General features: G+C 74.4%; 16 protein-coding genes. 6 read left to right on the forward strand and 10 right to left on the reverse strand.

Annotated features, from left to right (window positions below):
- Positions 1-111 precede the first annotated feature (111 nt).
- On the forward strand, positions 112-1,323 hold the full coding sequence (locus CRP52_RS13315) for an MFS transporter (protein ID WP_097236597.1): 1,212 nt from the start codon (positions 112-114) through the stop codon (positions 1,321-1,323).
- A 238-nt stretch (positions 1,324-1,561) separates the two neighbouring features.
- Here CRP52_RS13315 and CRP52_RS13320 read toward each other — a convergent pair whose 3' ends face one another.
- The 4 genes from CRP52_RS13320 to CRP52_RS13335 form a co-directional block, all read right to left on the reverse strand.
- Positions 1,562-2,665: a LacI family DNA-binding transcriptional regulator gene (locus CRP52_RS13320; protein ID WP_097236598.1), complete on the reverse strand. Its 1,104-nt coding sequence runs from the start codon at positions 2,663-2,665 to the stop codon at positions 1,562-1,564.
- A 44-nt stretch (positions 2,666-2,709) separates the two neighbouring features.
- A complete protein-coding gene (locus CRP52_RS13325; protein ID WP_257032454.1) occupies positions 2,710-3,054 on the reverse strand; it encodes a DUF4229 domain-containing protein in 345 nt (114 codons plus the stop codon).
- 175 nt (positions 3,055-3,229) lie between these two features.
- Entirely contained in the window at positions 3,230-3,754 is a 525-nt protein-coding gene (locus CRP52_RS13330) for a GNAT family N-acetyltransferase (RefSeq protein ID WP_097236600.1), read from the reverse strand.
- Between the two features lie 10 nt (positions 3,755-3,764).
- Entirely contained in the window at positions 3,765-5,159 is a 1,395-nt protein-coding gene (locus CRP52_RS13335; protein ID WP_097236601.1) for an MFS transporter, read from the reverse strand.
- 120 nt (positions 5,160-5,279) lie between these two features.
- Between CRP52_RS13335 and CRP52_RS13340 the strand changes: the two genes are divergently transcribed.
- Positions 5,280-6,251, forward strand: coding sequence for a GlxA family transcriptional regulator (locus CRP52_RS13340; protein WP_097236602.1), 972 nt, complete (start codon positions 5,280-5,282; stop codon positions 6,249-6,251).
- A gap of 423 nt (positions 6,252-6,674) precedes the next feature.
- Here the strand turns inward: CRP52_RS13340 and CRP52_RS13345 are convergent, their stop codons facing one another.
- Positions 6,675-7,148: an ATP-binding protein gene (locus CRP52_RS13345; protein ID WP_097236603.1), complete on the reverse strand. Its 474-nt coding sequence runs from the start codon at positions 7,146-7,148 to the stop codon at positions 6,675-6,677.
- Between the two features lie 641 nt (positions 7,149-7,789).
- Here CRP52_RS13345 and CRP52_RS13350 point away from each other — a divergent pair.
- Both CRP52_RS13350 and CRP52_RS40480 read left to right on the forward strand, forming a co-directional pair.
- Positions 7,790-8,410 carry a sigma-70 family RNA polymerase sigma factor gene (locus CRP52_RS13350; protein ID WP_097236604.1) on the forward strand — a complete coding sequence of 207 codons (621 nt, stop codon included), beginning with the start codon at positions 7,790-7,792 and terminating at the stop codon, positions 8,408-8,410.
- On the forward strand, positions 8,407-9,675 hold the full coding sequence (locus CRP52_RS40480) for a zf-HC2 domain-containing protein (RefSeq protein WP_097236605.1): 1,269 nt from the start codon (positions 8,407-8,409) through the stop codon (positions 9,673-9,675). Before CRP52_RS13350 ends, CRP52_RS40480 begins: the two co-directional genes overlap by 4 nt.
- A 35-nt stretch (positions 9,676-9,710) precedes the next feature.
- Here CRP52_RS40480 and purU read toward each other — a convergent pair whose 3' ends face one another.
- Positions 9,711-10,577 (reverse strand): formyltetrahydrofolate deformylase, encoded by an 867-nt coding sequence (gene purU, locus CRP52_RS13360; protein WP_257032455.1) that lies wholly within the window; start codon positions 10,575-10,577, stop codon positions 9,711-9,713.
- Between the two features lie 116 nt (positions 10,578-10,693).
- A complete protein-coding gene (locus CRP52_RS13365; RefSeq protein WP_257032456.1) occupies positions 10,694-11,128 on the reverse strand; it encodes an SCO4402 family protein in 435 nt (144 codons plus the stop codon).
- Between the two features lie 255 nt (positions 11,129-11,383).
- Between CRP52_RS13365 and CRP52_RS13370 the strand changes: the two genes are divergently transcribed.
- Positions 11,384-12,682: an ABC transporter substrate-binding protein gene (locus tag CRP52_RS13370; protein WP_097236607.1), complete on the forward strand. Its 1,299-nt coding sequence runs from the start codon at positions 11,384-11,386 to the stop codon at positions 12,680-12,682.
- A gap of 37 nt (positions 12,683-12,719) precedes the next feature.
- Here the strand turns inward: CRP52_RS13370 and CRP52_RS13375 are convergent, their stop codons facing one another.
- Both CRP52_RS13375 and CRP52_RS13380 read right to left on the reverse strand, forming a co-directional pair.
- Complete coding sequence (locus tag CRP52_RS13375; protein WP_097236608.1) at positions 12,720-13,913, reverse strand: hypothetical protein; 1,194 nt, start codon at positions 13,911-13,913, stop codon at positions 12,720-12,722.
- Positions 13,914-14,122: 209 nt separating this feature from the next.
- Positions 14,123-15,499: a transcriptional regulator gene (locus CRP52_RS13380; protein WP_097236609.1), complete on the reverse strand. Its 1,377-nt coding sequence runs from the start codon at positions 15,497-15,499 to the stop codon at positions 14,123-14,125.
- Between the two features lie 306 nt (positions 15,500-15,805).
- Between CRP52_RS13380 and CRP52_RS13385 the strand changes: the two genes are divergently transcribed.
- Positions 15,806-16,516 carry a bifunctional DNA primase/polymerase gene (locus CRP52_RS13385; protein ID WP_097236610.1) on the forward strand — a complete coding sequence of 237 codons (711 nt, stop codon included), beginning with the start codon at positions 15,806-15,808 and terminating at the stop codon, positions 16,514-16,516.
- Positions 16,517-16,943: 427 nt separating this feature from the next.
- On the opposite strand, the gene CRP52_RS13390 is transcribed toward CRP52_RS13385, so the two are convergent.
- Positions 16,944-17,636 carry a metal-dependent transcriptional regulator gene (locus CRP52_RS13390; protein ID WP_097236611.1) on the reverse strand — a complete coding sequence of 231 codons (693 nt, stop codon included), beginning with the start codon at positions 17,634-17,636 and terminating at the stop codon, positions 16,944-16,946.
- Positions 17,637-17,659 lie beyond the last annotated feature (23 nt).

A 17,659-nucleotide genomic window follows, 5' to 3' on the forward strand; every position in this document is an offset into this window, starting at 1 on the left:
GGCTGACGCCCCATCAGTTCGCACCGACCGGTCCGATTGACCGGCGAGCAGTTATACGTATAACTTTGACGACGTCCCCGCCCCCGCCTGCCCAGACCGGAGAAGACGCCGATGGGCTACCTCGCCCTGCTCCGCGCCCCGCACGTCACCCGCCTGCTCCTCGGCACCCTGCTCGGCCGCCTGCCCGCCGGCATGACCGCCCTGGTGATCGCCCTCGCCCTGCGCGAGGCCGGCACGCCGTACGGACGGATCGGGCTGGCCACCGCCGCGTACGCGATCTCGGCGGCCGTCGGCGGCCCGGTGCTCGGGCGGATCGTGGACCGCACCGGGCAGCCCCGCGTCCTGCTCGCCTCGGCCGTGGTGGCCGGCGGCGGGTACGCGCTGCTCGCCCTCGCCCCCGGCTCCCCGCTCGCCGCCCCGGTCGGCGCCGCGATCGCCGGCCTGGCGATGCCGCCCCTGGAGCCCTGCCTGCGCTCGCTCTGGCCGGACGTCGTCGAGGAGGAGCAGCTCGACACCGCGTACGCCTTCGACTCCGCCTCCCAGCAGATCCTCTACGTCGCCGGGCCGCTGGCCGTCGCCGGGATCGCCGGCCTCTTCAGCCCGGTCGCCGCGCTCTGGGTGGCCGCCGGACTCGGCCTGGCCGGGGCACTGATCGTGGCCACCGCCGCACCGGCCCAGGCCTGGCGCGCCCCGGTCCGCGCGGAGTCCGCCGGACTGCTCGGGCCGCTGCGCTCCCCCGGCCTGGTGCTGCTGCTGGTCGGGCTGGCCGGGGCCGGCTGGGCGGTCGGCGCGCAGAACGTGCTGTTCATCGCCTACGCGGAGCACCACACCGGTGCGCTCCCGGGCGGCGCGGGCACCCTGCTGGCGCTGGCGGCGCTCGGCGGCCTGCTCGGCGCACTCGCCTACGGGGCGGTCAAGTGGCGGCAGACCACCGCCACCCGCACCTGGGTGATGGCGCTTGCGATGGCCGCCTCCTACCTGCCGCTGGTCACCCTGCCCGGGCCGTACCCGATGGCCGCACTGGCCTTCCTGTCCGGCGTCATGCTGGCTCCGCTGCTGGCGGCGGCCTTCGTGCTGGTCGCCGAACTGGCGCCGATCGGGACGGTCACCGAGGCATTCGCCTGGCTGGTGACCCTGTTCGCCACCGGCAACTCGCTCGGCTACGCCGTCTCCGGCAACCTCGCCGAGGGCTCGCTGCGCGCGGTCGCGCTGTGCGCGGCCGGCGGGATCGCGCTCGGCGGGCTGCTGCTCTTCGGCGCCCGGCGCTGGTTCCGCGCGGCGCCCGTCGCGCCCCGCCTGGCCCAGCCCGTCCCGGTGGGCTGAGCCCGGCCCCACAGACGACTGCGCCCGCCGGGGGTCTGGTCGGCGGGCGCAGTCATTCCTTCCTACGGGTGATCAGCTGTGGCGGCCCCGGCAGCCCCAGGCGATCACGGTCAACAGCACGCCGCAGCCGAGGACGGCGATGCCGAGCGCGGCCGGCAGCACGCCCCCGCCGGAATCGTGGGCAGGTCGAAGCGCACCGCGTACTCCGGCGATGGTGGTCCTGGCGGCGCCGAACGCGCTACGCCGACGCGGTGGAGGAGCGCAGCACCAGCGAAGTGGCCAGCGGCGCCACCGGCTCCACCCGCTCCCCGCGCAGCAGGCCCGCCAGCGCGGCCGCGCCCGCCCGGCCCAGCTCCTCGCCCGGCAGGTCGACGGTGGTCAGCGGCGGAGCGAGCAGCGCGGCCACCGCCACGTTGTCCATGCCGACCACGGACAGGTCCTCCGGCACCCGCAACCCCCGCTCGGCGGCCGCCTGGTAGACCCCGGAGGCGACCACGTCGTCGTCGCAGATCACCGCACGCGGCCGGTCCGCCCGGGACAGCAGCCGGTCCGCGACGGCTCGTGCGGCCCGGTGACCGTCGTTCAGGCTCACGCCCAACTCCACGACTTCCAGGCCGAGTTCCCGGACGACCCGCTCGAAGGCGGCCTGCCGCACCCGGAACGTGTACGCGGCGTGGCTGGAGCGCAGCCGCCCGATCCGGCGGTGGCCGAGGGCGGCCAGGTGCTCGACGGCGGCGCGCATCCCGCCGGCCACGTCGAGCTCCACGGTCGGGCGGGTGCGGTCGGTGCCCGGGTCGGCGTCGAGGAAGACCGCGGGGGTGTCGGCGGGCAGTTCGCCGAGCTGGCTGTCGTCCGGGGAGCAGATCAGCAGGCCGTCGAAGCGGCCGGCGGTGGCGGCCTCGGCGAGGGTGGCGCTGCCCCAGCCGGAGCTGACCACGACCGCCAGGCCGTGCCGGCCGGCCTCCTCGTGGACGCCCTCCAGCACCCGGCCGAAGAACGGGCCCTGGAGATTGGGCACGGCGAGCAGGATCATCCCGCTGCGGCCGAGCCGCAGCTGTCGGCCGGCCGCCTGCGGGCGGTATCCCAGGCTGCGGGCGGCCTCCCGGACCCGCTGGCGGGTGGCCTCGGAGACCCGGCGGCCGGCCTCGGCACCGGAGAAGACCAGGGAGACGGTGGCCTGGGAGACCCCGGCGAGCCGGGCCACGTCCCGCCCGGTGGGCCGGCGCACGGGGGCCGGCCAGGTGCCGAGCGCACTCTCGGCGGGCGGCGGCTCGGGCAACAGCTCGGGCGTCTGCTCACGAGGCGCCTCGGGCGGCGGCACGGAGTCTCGGGTGGCGGGCACGGCGGCTGCGGCGGGGACTCGGCGGGCGGGGGGTGGGGCCGGGATCAGTTCTGCCCGGCGGCCGCCGCGCGGGCGGCGTCGTCGGCGGCGTCCTCCTCGGCGTTCTGCGCGGCGATCCGCTCGGCGGTACGGCTGCGCAGCCCGGAGACCTTGCCGCTGATCTGGGCCGACATCTCGTCGCGCTGCCTGCCCAGCAGGGCGTAGCTGATCGGCGCGGAGGCGACCGCGGCCAGCAGGAAGAGGAAGATCACGCCGGCCTCGCCGCTGACCGGGATGACCTGGAAGTGCCCGAGCAGCAGGGCCACCAGCAGGCAGCCGAGGAAGATGCTGACCCGCAGGGAGGTGTAGCGGAGCGTGGCGTGCGACTTATCCGGGCCGTTGCTGCTCACTGGAACACATCCTTCTCGTTGCGCGGGGCGGGTCCTGGCGCGGGGGTGGGTGCTCCAGTCAAGCATGCCTGACGGGCGGCGCGGACCGTCCCCCCTCCTGCCCGAAGTCGGGCAAGGGGGACGGGTCGCCCGCCCCGGCCGCTCCCGCGCGGTCACCCGTCCGCCCCGTCCGGGGTCAGCGCAGGTCGAGCCACATGGTGATGTCGTCGCGGTCGTCCCCGGGGGCGACCCGTATCGCGGCCGGCACCCGGCCGACCTCGCGGTAGCCGCTGCGGGCGTAGAAGTGCTCCAGCCCCAGGCCGCCGCGCGCGGTGAGCCGCAGCGCCTCCAGCCCCCACTCCCGGGCCACCCGCTCGGCCTCGGCGAGCAGCCGGGCGCCGTGGCCGAGGCCCTGGAAGTCCGGATGCACCATGACCCGCTTGAGCATCCGCCAGTGCTCCATGGGTTCGAACCGCATGGACTCGAAGAACAGCACGCCGACCAGCCGGCCGGTGTCGTCGTGGGCGGTCAGCAGCCGGTTCGGGCCGTCCGGCCCGACCCCGGCGAACTGACGGTCGGCGGTGTCCCACACCTCGTCCTCGGTCACCGGCGCCACGAAGCCGACCGCTCCGCCGGCGTTGGTGACGTCAGCCCAGAGCCGGACGATCTCCGTCCGCAGGTCGGGGTCGAGCTTCGGGTCCAGGGTGAAGGTGAGCACCATGGGGTGGAGCCTAGGCCTCCGCACCGACAGCCTTCACCGCGGTACCGGCGCCACCCGGCCGGTCGCTGCGCAGCGCCAGGCAGAGCCCGACCGCGACCACGCAGAGCGCGCCGGCGCCGTACCAGGTCAGGTCGTAGTTCCCGAGCGCGTCGCGGGCCAGGCCCGCCAGCCCGGCGACGACGGCCGCGCCGATCTGGTGGCTGGCCAGCACCCAGCCGAAGACGATCGGGGCGTCCTCGCCGAAGTGCCGGCGGCACAGCGCGACGGTCGGCGGCACGGTGGCCACCCAGTCCAGGCCGTAGAAGATCACGAAGGCGAGGATCGGCGGCTGCAGCGAGCCGGCCAGCAGCTGCGGCAGCAGGAGCAGGGACAGGCCGCGCAGTCCGTAGTAGACGGTCAGCAGCAGCCGGGAGTCGACCCGGTCGGTGAGCCAACCGCTGAAGATGGTGCCGAGCACGTCGAAGACGCCGATCAGGGCGAGCAGGCTCGCGGCGGTGGTGACCGGCATGCCGTGGTCGTGCGCGGCCGGGATGAAGTGGGTGCCGACGAGGCCGGCGGTGGTGGCGCCGCAGATCGCGAAGGAGCCTGCCAGCAGCCAGAACGCCCGGCTGCGGGCGGCGTCGCGCAGCACCCGCAGCGAGCGGGCCAGGGCGCGGCCGTCGGCAGCGGGGGCGGGAGGCTCCTCGGTCGCACCGTACGGGAGCAGGCCGATGTCGGCGGGCCGCTCGCGCATCAGCAGCAGGACGGGGACGGCGACGGCGCTGGCGGCGAGCGAGACCACGACCACGGCCGAGCGCCAGCCGTGCTGCTCCACCAGCCAGGCGCCGACCGGGAGGAAGACCAGGTTGCCCGCCGCGCCGGCGGCGGTGAGCACCCCGGTGACCAGGCCCTGGCGGGCCCGGAACCAGCGCCCGGTGATGGTGGTGGCGAACGCGCCGGCCATCGAGCCGCTGCCGAGGCCGACCAACACGCCCCAGCAGAGCACCAGTTGCCAGGGCTCGCGCATCAGCATGGTGAGCCCGGAGCCGACCGAGATGGTCAGCAGCGCGCAGACCACCACCAGGCGCACCCCGAACCTGTCCATCAGGGCGGCGGCGAAGGGGGCGGTGAGGCCGTAGAGGGTCAGGTTGACGGAGGTGGCGCTGGAGATCGTCCCGAGCGACCAGCCGAACTCGTTGTGCAGGGCGTCCATCATCAGGCTCGGCGTGGAGCGGAAGCCGGCCGAGCCGAGCAGGACGAGCAGGGAGACCCCGGCCACCACCCAGGCGTAGTGCACCCGGGCACGCCCGGCCGCGGCGGGCCGCTCGGAGTCGGTCGGGGCCGAGCCGTTCGAGTCGGAGCCGTTCTGGTCGGGGCCGGTCGGATCGGGGACGGGCGTGGGGGTGAGGGCGCTGCGTTCGGTCACGCGAACGAGTGTTCCGGGTGGCCGGGGCCCCGACGAGTGGCCTGAATGACAGCTTTCGCAAGATTCGGGCCACAACCGGGCGTACGCTGGCCCGGACCCACCGACACCCGAGGGGAGCCCATGGCACACCTGGTCGCGGTACTCGCCCTGGACGGCGTGATCGCCTTCGAACTCGGCATCCCCGCCCGCATCTTCGGCGGCGCCAAGGGCCCGGCCGGGCAACCCCTCTACGAGGTGGCCACCTGCACCCTGGACGGCCAACCGGTCGCCACCAGCGCCGACTTCAGGGTCATGGTCGACCACGGGCCCGAACTGCTGGAACGGGCCGACACGGTGGTGATCCCGGCCTCCGCCGACTCCGGCCCGGCCGTCGCCGACGCCTGCTTCACCCCGGAGCTGGCCGCCGCGCTGGCCCGGATCCGGCCCGGCACCCGGCTGCTGTCGATCTGCACCGGCTCCTTCATCCTGGCCGCCGCCGGCCTGCTGGACGGCCGCCCGGCCACCACCCACTGGCGCTACACCGAGCGCTTCGCCCGGCTGTTCCCCCGGGTGCTGCTCGACCCCGACGTGCTCTACACCGACGACGGCGACATCCTCACCTCCGGCGGGGTGGCCGCCGGGGTGGACCTCTGCCTGCACGTGGTGCGGCGCGACCACGGCAGCGCGGTGGCCAACGCGGTGGCCCGCAACTGCCTGGTGCCGCCGTGGCGCGAGGGCGGCCAGAAGCAGTACGTGGAGGCCCCGAGCCCGGTGGACGCCGAAGGCACCGGCACCGCCGCGGTGCGCGCCTGGGCGGTGGAGCACCTGGACCAGCCGCTCGCGCTGCGCCGGCTCGCCGACCGGGCCGGCATGAGCGTACGGACCTTCACCCGGCGCTTCCGCGAGGAGACCGGCGCCAGCCCGGGCCAGTGGATCACCACCCAGCGCACCGAACGGGCCCGCCAGCTGCTGGAACGGACCGATCTGACGATCGACCAGGTCGCCCGGGAGTCCGGCTTCGGCACCGCCGCCTCACTGCGGCTGCAGCTGCGCGGCCGGCTCGACGTGGCGCCGAGCGCCTACCGGCGCACCTTCCGCACCGTCCCGCAGTAGGTCCGTATCTGCTCAGCGGCGCCGAACGACGAAACGCCGGCCACCGGTGGCCGGATATCGCCGTGGCCCGGCGGCGCGCCGGGCGGCGCAGTGGATGGCGGCACACCGTGTGCACCCCGAGCACGGCACGGCAGGCCGCCATCCAACCGCGACGCGCGGGCCCTGACCCCGCGCCGCGGCCTCCGCACTCGCCGAGGAGCGGTCCGCGACCGACCGTCCGCGGCCCCTTCGCTGACACGATCCCCCTGGACAGCGGCACCGCGGCGGTGGACGGACGTCCCCTCGGCGTCCCCTCGCGACGGAGAGCCGCACCCAAGCGTGATCAGTCGGATACGTCACGTCAATGGGTAGTCCGAAATTCGGAATGGTTGCGTCACCTTTCGGCCGGTGATCGCCAGGGGCCACCGGCCGCCGCGGAAGCCGCTATTGCGCCAAAGCCGCCCAGTCCACGTCTGCCAGCGGGTCGGCCGGCCGGGCGTCCGCGCCGATCTCGCACCAGACCCGCTTGCCCGAGCCGTCCGGGTACCAGCCCCAGCGCTCGCAGAGCAGTTCGACCAGCTCCAGGCCGCGCCCGTTGGTCGCCTCCTGGTCCGCCCCGGCGTGCCGCGGGGCCGGGGCCGTCTCGCTCGCGTCGGCGACCTCCACCCGCAGCGGGACGGCCGGGCAGCCCTGCGGCGCGTCCTCGGCCATCGGCAGGCAGAGCCGCAGCACGGCCGGACAGCCGGTGTGCACCACGGCGTTGGTCACCAGCTCCGACACCACCAGCACCACCGTCTCGGCCATCGGCGCATCCGGGTCCACCCCGTGGTTCAACAGCCGCGAGCGCACCCACCGACGGGCCCGGCCGACCTCGGCGGGGTCCGCCTGCACCGCCAGCTGTACCTGAAGAACCTGCACCGCTCCACCACCTGCACTCGCAGTTCGGCCTAAGTCCCGATCGTGCCGGATCGACCGGCCGGCGGGCCCTCGCACTCCGCCCGGCGCCACCCGAGCCGCACCCGGGCGTCCGCCCGGTCCGTCCACCCGCGCCCACTCGTCCGCGCCCACTCGTCCGCGCCGACTCGTCGGTCGCGCACCGGCCGCGACACGAATACGCCTCAGGATGGGCGGGCCGGCGGACCGCAGCAAGCGCTTCGGGCATATTCCGGCGATCGGGGGACAGCGCAGTGCATACTGTCCCGCTCACTCTCGCGAGCCTCGCACCGGCGCTCGTCCGACCCGGAACGACCCGGAACGACCCGGAACGACCCGGGACGACCCGGCCGGCCTGGGGCGACCGGCGACGACCCGCCGCGGCCCGCCGCGGTTCCGCAGTCGGGAACCTACCGCCGGACACCCCGGGAGCCCCGTCCGCCACTCACGAACCACCCGTGCGACATATGTCCAGCGGCGCTCGAACAGCGGCTGCCTGACGGCCCGTTGCCGCACCGGCGGATCCGTGGGGAAGGATTCCGTTCTTGCCCGAATCCCTCCGCCGCGCGCCGACCGCAAGATACCGTTGGGTAAGCCAGCGAACCCGGGCAGGAGGGTGGTTCCCGATGGCCACCCCGGAGCGGACCCCGCGCTGGGACGAGCAGCTGCAGCGCCGCCTCGCCCGCGGCGAGGAGACCGCGCTCGGCGAACTCTACGACCAGCTCGCACCGATGGTGCACGGCCTGGCCGGGCGGATACTCGCCGACCAGGCCGCCGCCGCGCAGCTCACCCGGGAGATCTTCGCCCACGCCTGGGAGCACCCCGAGGACTTCGACCCCGCCCGCGGCACGCTGCGTTCCTGGCTGGGCACGCTCACCCACCGCCGCGCCGTCGAGCGGCTGCGGGCGCGGCGTGCCGCCGAACGACCGCCGGGCGACGACCTCCTGGGCGCCGAGGCGGAGATCCGCGCCGTGGCCACCGCCGCGCGGATGCAGTACGTGGTCGACTCCCTGCCCCGATCCCTGCGTGAGACCATCGCGGTGACGTACTACGACGGCCGCACCTACCGGGAGACGGCCCGGCTGCTCGGCATCAGCGAGCAGGCCGCCAAGCAGCGGATGCGGCTCGGCCTGGCCCTGCTGGCCACCGAGTTGGCCGACGAACCGGTCCAGCAGCCGGTCAACGGGCCGCTCGACGGGCCGCTCGACGAACCAACGGGTGACGAGGCCGGGGACGGGGAGACGTGAGCAGCACGGAGGAGCAGCACGACGCCTTGCGCTCACTGCTCGGCGCCTGGGCCCTCGGCGCCTGCCCGACCCGCGAGGCCGCCGAGTTGGAGCTGCACATGCGCGGCTGCCCGGAGTGCGCCGAGGAGGCGGCCCGGCTGCACGAGGCGGCCGGCTGGCTCTCCCTGGACGAACCGCTGGACCAGCCCGGCTCGCTGCGCCAGCAGGTGCTCGACTGGTGCCTGGCCCGCCGCCCGGCGGAACTGCCCGTCCCCGCCTGGGGCATGCCGTACACGGCGGAGACCGCCAAGCTCGACGCGCTGCTGCGCGACCTCGGCCCGGAGGAGTGGCAGGAGGTGGCCGAACTGCCGTGGCACGGCGGCTCCGGCCGGCTGCGCCCGGCCGAGGTGCTCGGCCACCTGACCGCCGTGGACGGCTTCCTGGCGCTCGCCCTCGGTCTGCCCGACCCGGTGCCGGCCGCTCCGGGTGCACCGGGCACACCGGTCGCCTCGCGCACTCCGGGCGCATCCGCCGTGCCGGCCGAACGCCGGGTGCCGCCGCAGGATCCGGCCGGTCCGTGGCCGTGGCCGACGCCGCGCGTCCCGCCGCAGGGCGGCCCGTACGCCGCGATCTCCGCCCGCACCGCCCGGATGATCGCCGGGCAGAGCGCCCTGCCGCCGCAGTCGGTGCGCGCCCGGTGGCGGCAGCAGAGCCACGACCTGGTGCGCAGCGCCGCGCTCGCCCCGCAGGGCAACACCCCGGTCGACTACGGCTTCACCGTGCTGCCGTTGCGCGACGCCTTCGTGGACCGCGCCTTCGAGTGCTACGTGCACGGCGAGGACGTGGCCCGGGCGGTCGCCTACCCGTACGACCCGCCGGCGCCGCAACACCTGCGGCAGATGGTGGAGCTGGTGGTCCGGCTGCTGCCCCGGGCGCTGGCCGGCCTGCGCGCGGCGCAGCCCCAACCGGTGGGGGCACCGGCCGGGAACGGTCCGACCGCCCGGCGGCTGCGGCTGGTGGTCGACGGCCCGGGCGGCGGCGAGTGGCTGGTCCCGCTGGACGGCGGGGACGTCACGGCCGGCCCGGGCGGCACGGTCGGCACAGTGGGCCCGGAGTCGGGCCCGCCCGGCGGGGAGCCGGTGGCCTCGATGGCGGTGGACGGCCTGGAGCTCTGCCAGTTGGCCGCCGCGCACCGCGACCCGGACCGGCTGCCGGTCGGCGAGCACGGTGACCGGGCCGCGATCCGCGAGGTGCTGCACGCGCTCCCGCTGCTGTCGCGGCCGTAAGGCCGGCAGCGGCTGTCAGCGCCCGCTCGCCCCGCTCAGGCGAAGACGACCGTACGGGTGCCGTCGAGCAGCACCCGGTGCTCGCTGTGCCACTTCACCGCGCGGGCCAGCGCCTGGCACTCGACGTCCCGGCCGAGCGCGACCAGCTGGTCGGGGCTGACGTCGTGGGTGACCCGGGCCACCTCCTGCTCGATGATCGGGCCCTCGTCCAGGTCGGCGGTGACGTAGTGCGCGGTGGCCCCGATCAGCTTCACACCCCGGGCGTGCGCCTGGTGGTACGGCTTGGCGCCCTTGAAGCTCGGCAGGAAGGAGTGGTGGATGTTGATCACCCGGCCGGACAGCTCGGTGCACAGCTGGTCGGAGAGGACCTGCATGTAGCGGGCCAGCACGACCAGTTCGACCTGCTCCTTGGCGACCAGGTCCAGCAGCTGCTGCTCGGCCTCCGCCTTGGTGTCCCTGGTGACCGGGATGTGGTGGAAGGGGATCCCGTAGCTCTCGGTCAGGTCCTGCAGGTCGGTGTGGTTGGAGACCACCGCGGCGATCTCCACCGGCAGGGCGCCGATCCGGGTGCGGTAGAGCAGGTCGTTCAGGCAGTGCCCGAACTTGCTGACCATGAGGATGATCCGCATCCGCTGCTCGGTCGGGTGGATCTGCCAGTCCATCGCGAAGGAGGCGCCGATCGCGGCGAAGCTGGCCCGCAGCTTGTCGGCGGTGACCGGCTCGGGGGCGGAGAAGTGCACCCGCATGAAGAAGAGTCCGCTGTCGCCGTCCCCGAACTGCTGGCTGTCGATGATGTTGCAGCCGGTCATGAAGAGGTAGCTGGAGACCGCGTGGACGATGCCCTGCTTGTCGGGGCAGGACAGCGTGAGGACGTACTGGGCGCCGGCCGACTGCTGTTCCACTGGGGGTATCCCGTTCTGAGCTCGTGACGTGCGTGGACGGTCCAGCGTGTCACATCCTGGACATCCGCCGCCCCGCTGCCCGTACTGCGGGACGGCACCGTCCGGACCCGCGTGGGTCAGACCTGGGTGAGGATGCGCAGCACGTCCAGCGACTTGGGGGCCGCGTCCGGGTCGTCCCCGTCGCCCGTGGCCAGCGCGACGTGCGCCTCGCGGGCGGCCCGGACGGTCTCCGGCCAGCCGGGGTGGCCGAGGTAGGCGGAGGCCGGGGCGTCCGCGCCCACCTCGTGCAGCATCTGCACGGCCCGCAGCACCGCGACGTCGACCAGCGCGGCCTCGGCGGAGTCCCGGAGGATCGTGCCCACGTACTTCTCGGCCGACCAGCGGTCCAGCCAGGTGTCCTCGACCAGCCGGTAGACGGCGTCGGTCACGTCCCCGTACCCCTCCCGGCCGGTCAGCCAGGCCTCCTGCTGGAAGGCGGGGTCGGACAGCATGTGCAGCGCCGAGCGCAGTCGGGCTCGCCAGCGCCACCAGGGCAGGTCGTTGAGCGGCATGCCGCCCATCGTGCTGGAGCGGTGGCCCGGACGAGAAGGGTTTCGGGCGGACCGGTGCGAAGAATCTGTGCTGACGGACATGGTGAACGATCGTACGTTCCCCTTCTGTTCGTACTCCACTCGCGATCTACACGCGTCCCCCGCCGGATTTCAGCTGCCGTTTGCCGACCGTTCGCATTTCTGCCCTCTCGGCTTGTGGCGCCGGGGCTTGGCTGGTTCCGGTGCGCCGGAGTGCGCCCCAGAGAGGGAAGACCGATGACCAGCCGAAGGGACTCGTTCCAGGGCCGTCCCCCCGTCGCGCGGCGCCGCCGCCGACGCCCCGTCGCCGCCGCCGTCACCGCCGCGGCGCTGCTCCCCACCCTCTTCTCGGCGTCCGCGTGCGGCGGAGCTGCCGACGCCTCCGGCGGAAACGACCTGACCGTGATGACCTGGGCGCCGTCCGGCACCGGCTCCGCCGACCGGCCGGGCATGACCGCGCTCGCCTCCGCCATCGGCCAGGACGTCAACATCAAGGGCGGACTGAACGGCCGCCGGCTGCGGGTGATCACCTGCAACGAGCACAACTCCGCCGACGGCGCCCGCGCCTGCGCCCAGCAGGCCGTGGACGCCGGGGCCGCCGCCGTGATCGGCTCCTACAGCCAGTGGGGCGAGGCCTTCATGCCCGTCCTGGAACGCGCCGGGATCCCGCTGATCGGCGGCTACGGCCTCTCCCAGCCCGAGTTCTCCAGCCCGCTGTCCTACCCGGTGGACGGCGGCCTGCCCGCCCTGATCGCGGGCAACGGACGGCAGCTGGTGGACGCCGGCTGCAAGACCGTGTCGCTGGTCCGCCCGGACACCCCGGCCGGCGACAACCTGATCGGCTACCTGGGCACCGCGCTGCGCCCCGCCGGGATCAGGCTGCAGGACGTCAAGGCGCCCGAGCAGTCCTCCGACTACGCCCCGGTGGCCCGCAAGGCGATCGGCAAGGACGAGCCGGGCAACTGCGTCACCAGCGCGCTGGCCGCCGAGCCCACCGGCAACCTGCTGGACTCCTACCGGCGGCTGACCCCGAAGAACACCCGGATCGCCTCGGTGATCGGCAGCGTGCAGCAGTCGGTGGTCGACTCCACCGGCGGCGACTCCGGCCCGCTCAACGGCGCCTACGTCACCAGCTGGTACCCGCCGGAGTCGGCGAAGATCTGGGACGGGCTGCGCGGGGTGGTCCGCGCCGACACCACCGGCGGGAGCACCATCGACGTCTCCGACCCCGGGGTGCAGACCACCTGGGTCGCGTACGAGGTGTTCAAGATGGTGACGCAGAAGCTGTCGGAGGCCGGCAAGCCGGTCACCGCGAAGTCGATCGCCGGGCTGCTGGACAGCGGCGAGGGCATCGACGTCGGCCTCACCCCGCCGCTGAACTGGGGCGCCACCAACATGTTGCCCAGCACCGCCTCACCGCGGCTGGTGAACACCTGGGTCACCTACCAGGTGGTCAAGAACGGGCGGATGACCCTGCAGCAGCCGGGCTTCGTGGACGTCCGCTGGGTGCTCACCGGGGGCCGCCCGCCGGCGTGACGCGGTGGGGTGGCGCCGCCTCGGCGCCGCCCCACCGCTACAGGTCGCCGTCGCTGCGGCTGGGCAGGCCGGTCTGGACGGCGATCGCGTTCCACAGCGTGGAGGCCTGCTTCTTCGCGGTGGTCGCGGTGCCGCTGGCCTGGACCGCGTTCTTGTAGTGCTGGTTGTCCTGCTTCTTCGGGTCGCAGGAGCCCTGCGCGTCCTGCGCCCAGGCCGCGTACTCGTCGTCGGCCTGGGCCGAGGCCGTCCAGGCCGCGTTCAGCTGCTCGACCAGCTGCTGGCCGCCCGGCAGCTTGTCGGTCTTCAGCTGGCCGAGCTTGGTCTGCAGCTCGCGCCGCTTGCCGGCCGCGGCCGTGAGGGCCTGCTGGGAGTCGGGGAGCTTGTCGCACTTCTGCACCGAGGCGACCGCGGAGACCACCGAATTGCGGCTGTCGCTCGCGGTGCCCAGCAGGTCCGACAGCGGCTGCGCCTGCGCCTTGACCTCCGGGTCGACGGCGGCGCCGGAGCCGCTGGTGCCCCCCGCGCCGGGGACGGAGCTGCTGCCGGTGGCGGCCACCGGGGTGGTCTTCTTGTCGTCCTTGGGGGTGCCCCCGCCGCTCATCAGGACGGCGACCAGGATGCCGGCCGCCGCACAGCCCGCCACCACCCCGCCGATGATCAGCTTGCTGGAGGGGCGGCCGCGCCGGGCGGAGCCACCGGCCTGGGTCGCGTCGAAGCCCTGCCCGTGGTCCGGGGCGTAGCCCTGGCCGTAGTCCTGCACCGGGTAGGCCGGCTGGGGCTGCGCGGCCGGCGGGTACGCCTGGTACCCGGGCGCGACCTGCTGCTGCGGGTAGCCGCCGGACTGCGGGTCGGCGACCGGGTAGGGCGGCAGGTGCTGGGTCTCCGGAGCGGGCTGCTCCGCCTGCGGGCCGCCGTACCCCTGCTGCGGCCCGCCCCACGGGGCACTGTGCGCGGGCATCGGCTGGCCCGGCATCGGCTGCGCGGGCATCGCCTGGGTCGGCAGCGCGTGCCCGCCCTCCCCGAGGTACTCCGGCTGACCGGACGGCTGCCCCACCGGCGGCACGGCCGAGTGGCCCTGCGGCTGGCCCGGCTGGCCCGGCTGCCCCTGGTACGGCGGCTGGCCCGGGAACTGCGGCTGGCCCGGCTGGCCCTGCGGCTGACCGGGCTCGGGGCGGAACAGGTCGTCCAGGTTGAAGTCACCCGAGTTGGGGTACGAGCGGCGCTGACTCAACGCGATTCCTCACCTGTGCAGGACCGCGCGCTGACGGCGGACCACATCTCGTCGGTTCTTGGGAGCATCACAGTTCCTTGGACGTCGCGCCCACGCTACCGGTTCGCCTCACCGGGTGACCACGTGGGCGGGACATCCGTCACGCTCCCTGTCCGGACGATCACGGGCCGCTCCCGGTCAGGCCGCTCCGGGTCAGGCCGCTCCCGCGGTCAGGCCGCCTCCGCGTCCGCCCGCGCGTGGAACTCGCGGACCACCCGCTGCTCCCGGTAGGGCTCCAGCCGGCGCCGGAACTCGTCCAGGTACTCCACGCCCCGGTTGGAGCGCAGCCCGCTCAGCAGCCGGACGGCCTGGGTGCCCGTCTCGCAGGCCCGTTCCAGGTCCCGCTGCTGCAACTGCGCGGTGGCCAGCAGCACGAGGTCGACCGCGCGGCGCCGTACCCGGGTCGGCGGGTGCAGGTCGAGGGCCCGGCGGGCGTAGTGCTCGGCCTGGCCGGCCTGTTCCAGGTCCCGGTGGCAGTGGGCCAGTTCGTCGGCGAGGTAGGCGTCGTCGAAGTGGGCGATCCAGTCCGGGTCGTCCTCCGGGCGGCGTTTCTCCATCATCTCCAGTGCCTTGGCCGACACCGCCTCGCAGGAGCGGGCGTCGCCGAGCAGGGCGTGGCCGCGGGCCTCGGCGGCGTAGAACATCGCCATCGCCGTCGGGGTGGCCACGGAGCGGGCGCCCTCCTGGGCGGCGCGGGCGAGTTGGGCGATCTCCCTCGGGTTGCCCAGGGTGGCCGCCAGATGGCTCATCGAGGCGGCCAGCACGTAGCCGCCGTAGCCGCGGTCGTCGGCCGCCTGGGCGAGCCGCAGCGCCTGGATGTAGTAGCGCTGGGCGAGCCCGGGCTGGCCGGTGTCCACCGCCATGTAGCCGGCCAGTTCGGTCAACCGGGCCACCGCGGCGAAGAGTTGGCGCCCGGTCTCCTCCCGGTACGCTCCGCCGAGCAGGCCGGAGACCACCGAGTTGAGGTAGTGCACGACGACCGGGCGGACGTGGCCGCTGCCGAAGCGGTGGTCCAGGTCGACCAGCATCACGGTGGTCGCCTTGATCGCGGCCACGTCGGTCGGACCGACCCGCGGGCCGCCGGCGCGCGCCACCACCGGGTCCGGCGGGGTGATCAGCCAGTCCCGGCTGGGCTCCACCAGCGCGGAGGCGGCGACCGTCGCCCCGGTCAGGAAGTCCCGCCTGCCGACGTCGCTGCGCCACAGCTCGCAGACCTGCTCCAGGGCCGCGTTGATGGTGGGCGCGAACTGCAGCCCGATGCCGGAGCTGAGGTTCTTGCCGTCCGCCATGCCGATCTCCTCGACCGACACGCTGCGGCCGAGCTTGCGCCCCAGGGCCTCGGCGATCACGGCCGGCGCCTGCCCGCGCGGCTGCTGCCCGCGCAGCCAGCGGGCGACGGAGGTCTTGTCGTACCGAAGGTCCAGACCGTGCTCGGCGCCGCAGAGGTTGACCCTCCGGGCCAGGCCGGCGTTGGAGCAGCTGGCCTCCTGGATCAGTTGCTGCAGACGCTCGTTGGGCTGTCGTGCGACGAGTGGTCTCGCGGCCATTGGGCTTCGCCTCCCCACACCCTCCGGTCCCGGCCGGCGGGCGACGATTCTGCTGATCTGTTGCCGACTGTCCGACCGTCCAAGGAATCTGACACCAGGTTAGCGATCAGCGACGCCAGCGGGATACCCACGGTGACGATCCGCACCCCCCCTGCGCCCTGGGAAATGCTCCCGTGCGCCCCCGCTGCGCCCGCTCCCGACCGCACCAACACGGATGAGTAACCGGAACGGGTGACATTGCCGGGATGCGCCCAACCGGGCACCGTCGGGCCGTAACCCGCCTCACGCACGGTAGTTGAGCAGCGCGTGGAAGACATCCCCGACGCCTCCGGCCAGGACAAGAACGCCGGTCTGCCCCCGCTGCTCATCGAAGCCGTCGGCTACGCCGAGAACCGCCACTGGGAGGTGGCCCCGGGCGCCTGGCTGGTCGACGGCGACGGGCCCGCGCACTGCTCCTGCGGCGACCCGCGCTGCGCGCTCCCGGGCGCCCACCCGCTCGACGCGGACTGGGCCCGCAAGGCGAGCGCCGGGCCGGGCGCGGTGCGGCGCTGGTGGACCGAACGCCCGCAGGCCTCGATCCTGCTGCCCACCGGCCGGTCCTTCGACGTCCTGGACGTGCCGGAGACGGCCGGCTGCCTGGCGCTGGCCCGGATGGAGCGGATGGACCTCCAGCTCGGCCCGGTGGCGGTGCTGCCCGCCGCGCCGGGGCGGGTCGGCCGGCGGCTGCACTTCCTGGTGCTGCCCGGGGTCGCGGCCAAGCTCCCGGAGATGCTGCGCAAGCTCGGCTGGCCGCCCGGGCGGCTGGACCTGGTCGCCCGCGGCGAGGGGGACTGGACGGTCGCCCCGCCGTCCCGGATCGGCTCCACCGGCTACGCCCAGTGGGCCCGCTCCCCCTCCGCGCTCAACCGCTGGCTGCCCGACGCCGCCGAGCTGATCAGCCCGCTCGCCTACGCCTGCGGCCGCGAGGCGCCCGCCCACCACACCGCCCAGGCCGCCCAGCCGGCGCCGGTGGGCTGACCGGGGCCGCCCGGCGGGTTCACCCTCCCCCGAACGGCCGCCCTACGCCTATCGGGCGAGGGCGCGCACCGCGCGACACAACGCGCACGAGTGACGGGCCTTGTCTCCCACCGGAGACGGGGCCCGTCATACGCATGTCCGGATAAGGCTTCCATGTACCCGCTGGTCAACCGGAAAAGCCCCCCGTACGGGTGACAGCACTCAAGGATTGCCATGATCGGCCGAGGGGAGGATTTGCGGTGCGAGGGGGCGCCGCAAGGGGAGCTCGGACGGGGAAGCCGGGCGAGGCGCCGGAGGGGAGCAGGGAGGGACGGAGGGGACGGAGGGGACGGGAGGGAAAAGGAGGGGAGCAGGGAGGGACGGGGAGGACGAGCGGGGCCCGCTGCACGGGAAGCAGCGGGCCCCACTCCGACGTCTGCGGTGCCGGTCAGGCCTGGGCGACGAAGACGTGCTGGGCGATGTCCTTGCCCAGCTCCGCCGCGTTGTCCCCGGTGCCGACCAGCACGCCGCCGACGCCTGCGGTCACCTTGACCGTCGAGCCCGGCCGGACGCCGGCCCGGCGCAGGGTGCTCATCAGCACGCTGTCGGTCTGGATCGGCTCGCCGATCCGGCGGACCACCACGTCGGCCCCGGCCTCGCCCGGCTTGACGGTGTCCAGCGGGACGAGCCCGGCGTCGAAGCCCTCACCCTCGGCCTTGGTGTCCCCCAGCTCGTCCAGGCCCGGGATCGGGTTGCCGTACGGGGACTGGGTGGGGTGGCCGAGCATGGCGAGCACCTTGCGCTCGACCGTCTCGCTCATCACGTGCTCCCAGCGACAGGCCTCCTCGTGCACCTGGTCCCACTCCAGGCCGATCACGTCGACCAGCAGGCACTCGGCGATGCGGTGCTTGCGCATGACGCGCACCGCGAGCCGACGGCCGTCCTCGGTGAGTTCGAGGTGCCGGTCCCCGGCGACCTGGAGCAGCCCGTCGCGCTCCATCCGGCCGACAGTCTGGCTGACCGTGGGACCGCTCTGTTCCAGGCGCTCGGCGATGCGGGCACGCATCGGGACGATGCCCTCCTCCTCCAGCTCCAGGATGGTGCGAAGGTACATCTCAGTGGTGTCGATCAGCCCAGACATCGCCGCTGGCTCCGTTCTTCGGT

This window comes from Streptomyces sp. 1331.2, from assembly GCF_900199205.1.
Lineage (GTDB): Bacteria > Actinomycetota > Actinomycetes > Streptomycetales > Streptomycetaceae > Kitasatospora.

What these genes read in the sequence shown, in the direction of transcription:
- CRP52_RS13330 (WP_097236600.1), bottom strand. Translation starts at nt 3,754, where the DNA reads ATGGTGCTCACCTTCACCCTGGACCCGAAGCTCGACCCCGACCTGCGG.
- CRP52_RS13365 (WP_257032456.1), bottom strand. Translation starts at nt 11,128, where the DNA reads ATGCCGCTCAACGACCTGCCCTGGTGGCGCTGGCGAGCCCGACTGCGC.
- CRP52_RS13370 (WP_097236607.1), top strand. Translation starts at nt 11,384, where the DNA reads ATGACCAGCCGAAGGGACTCGTTCCAGGGCCGTCCCCCCGTCGCGCGG.
- CRP52_RS13350 (WP_097236604.1), top strand. Translation starts at nt 7,790, where the DNA reads ATGGCCACCCCGGAGCGGACCCCGCGCTGGGACGAGCAGCTGCAGCGC.
- CRP52_RS13380 (WP_097236609.1), bottom strand. Translation starts at nt 15,499, where the DNA reads ATGGCCGCGAGACCACTCGTCGCACGACAGCCCAACGAGCGTCTGCAG.
- CRP52_RS13340 (WP_097236602.1), top strand. Translation starts at nt 5,280, where the DNA reads ATGGCACACCTGGTCGCGGTACTCGCCCTGGACGGCGTGATCGCCTTC.
- CRP52_RS13315 (WP_097236597.1), top strand. Translation starts at nt 112, where the DNA reads ATGGGCTACCTCGCCCTGCTCCGCGCCCCGCACGTCACCCGCCTGCTC.
- CRP52_RS13390 (WP_097236611.1), bottom strand. Translation starts at nt 17,636, where the DNA reads ATGTCTGGGCTGATCGACACCACTGAGATGTACCTTCGCACCATCCTG.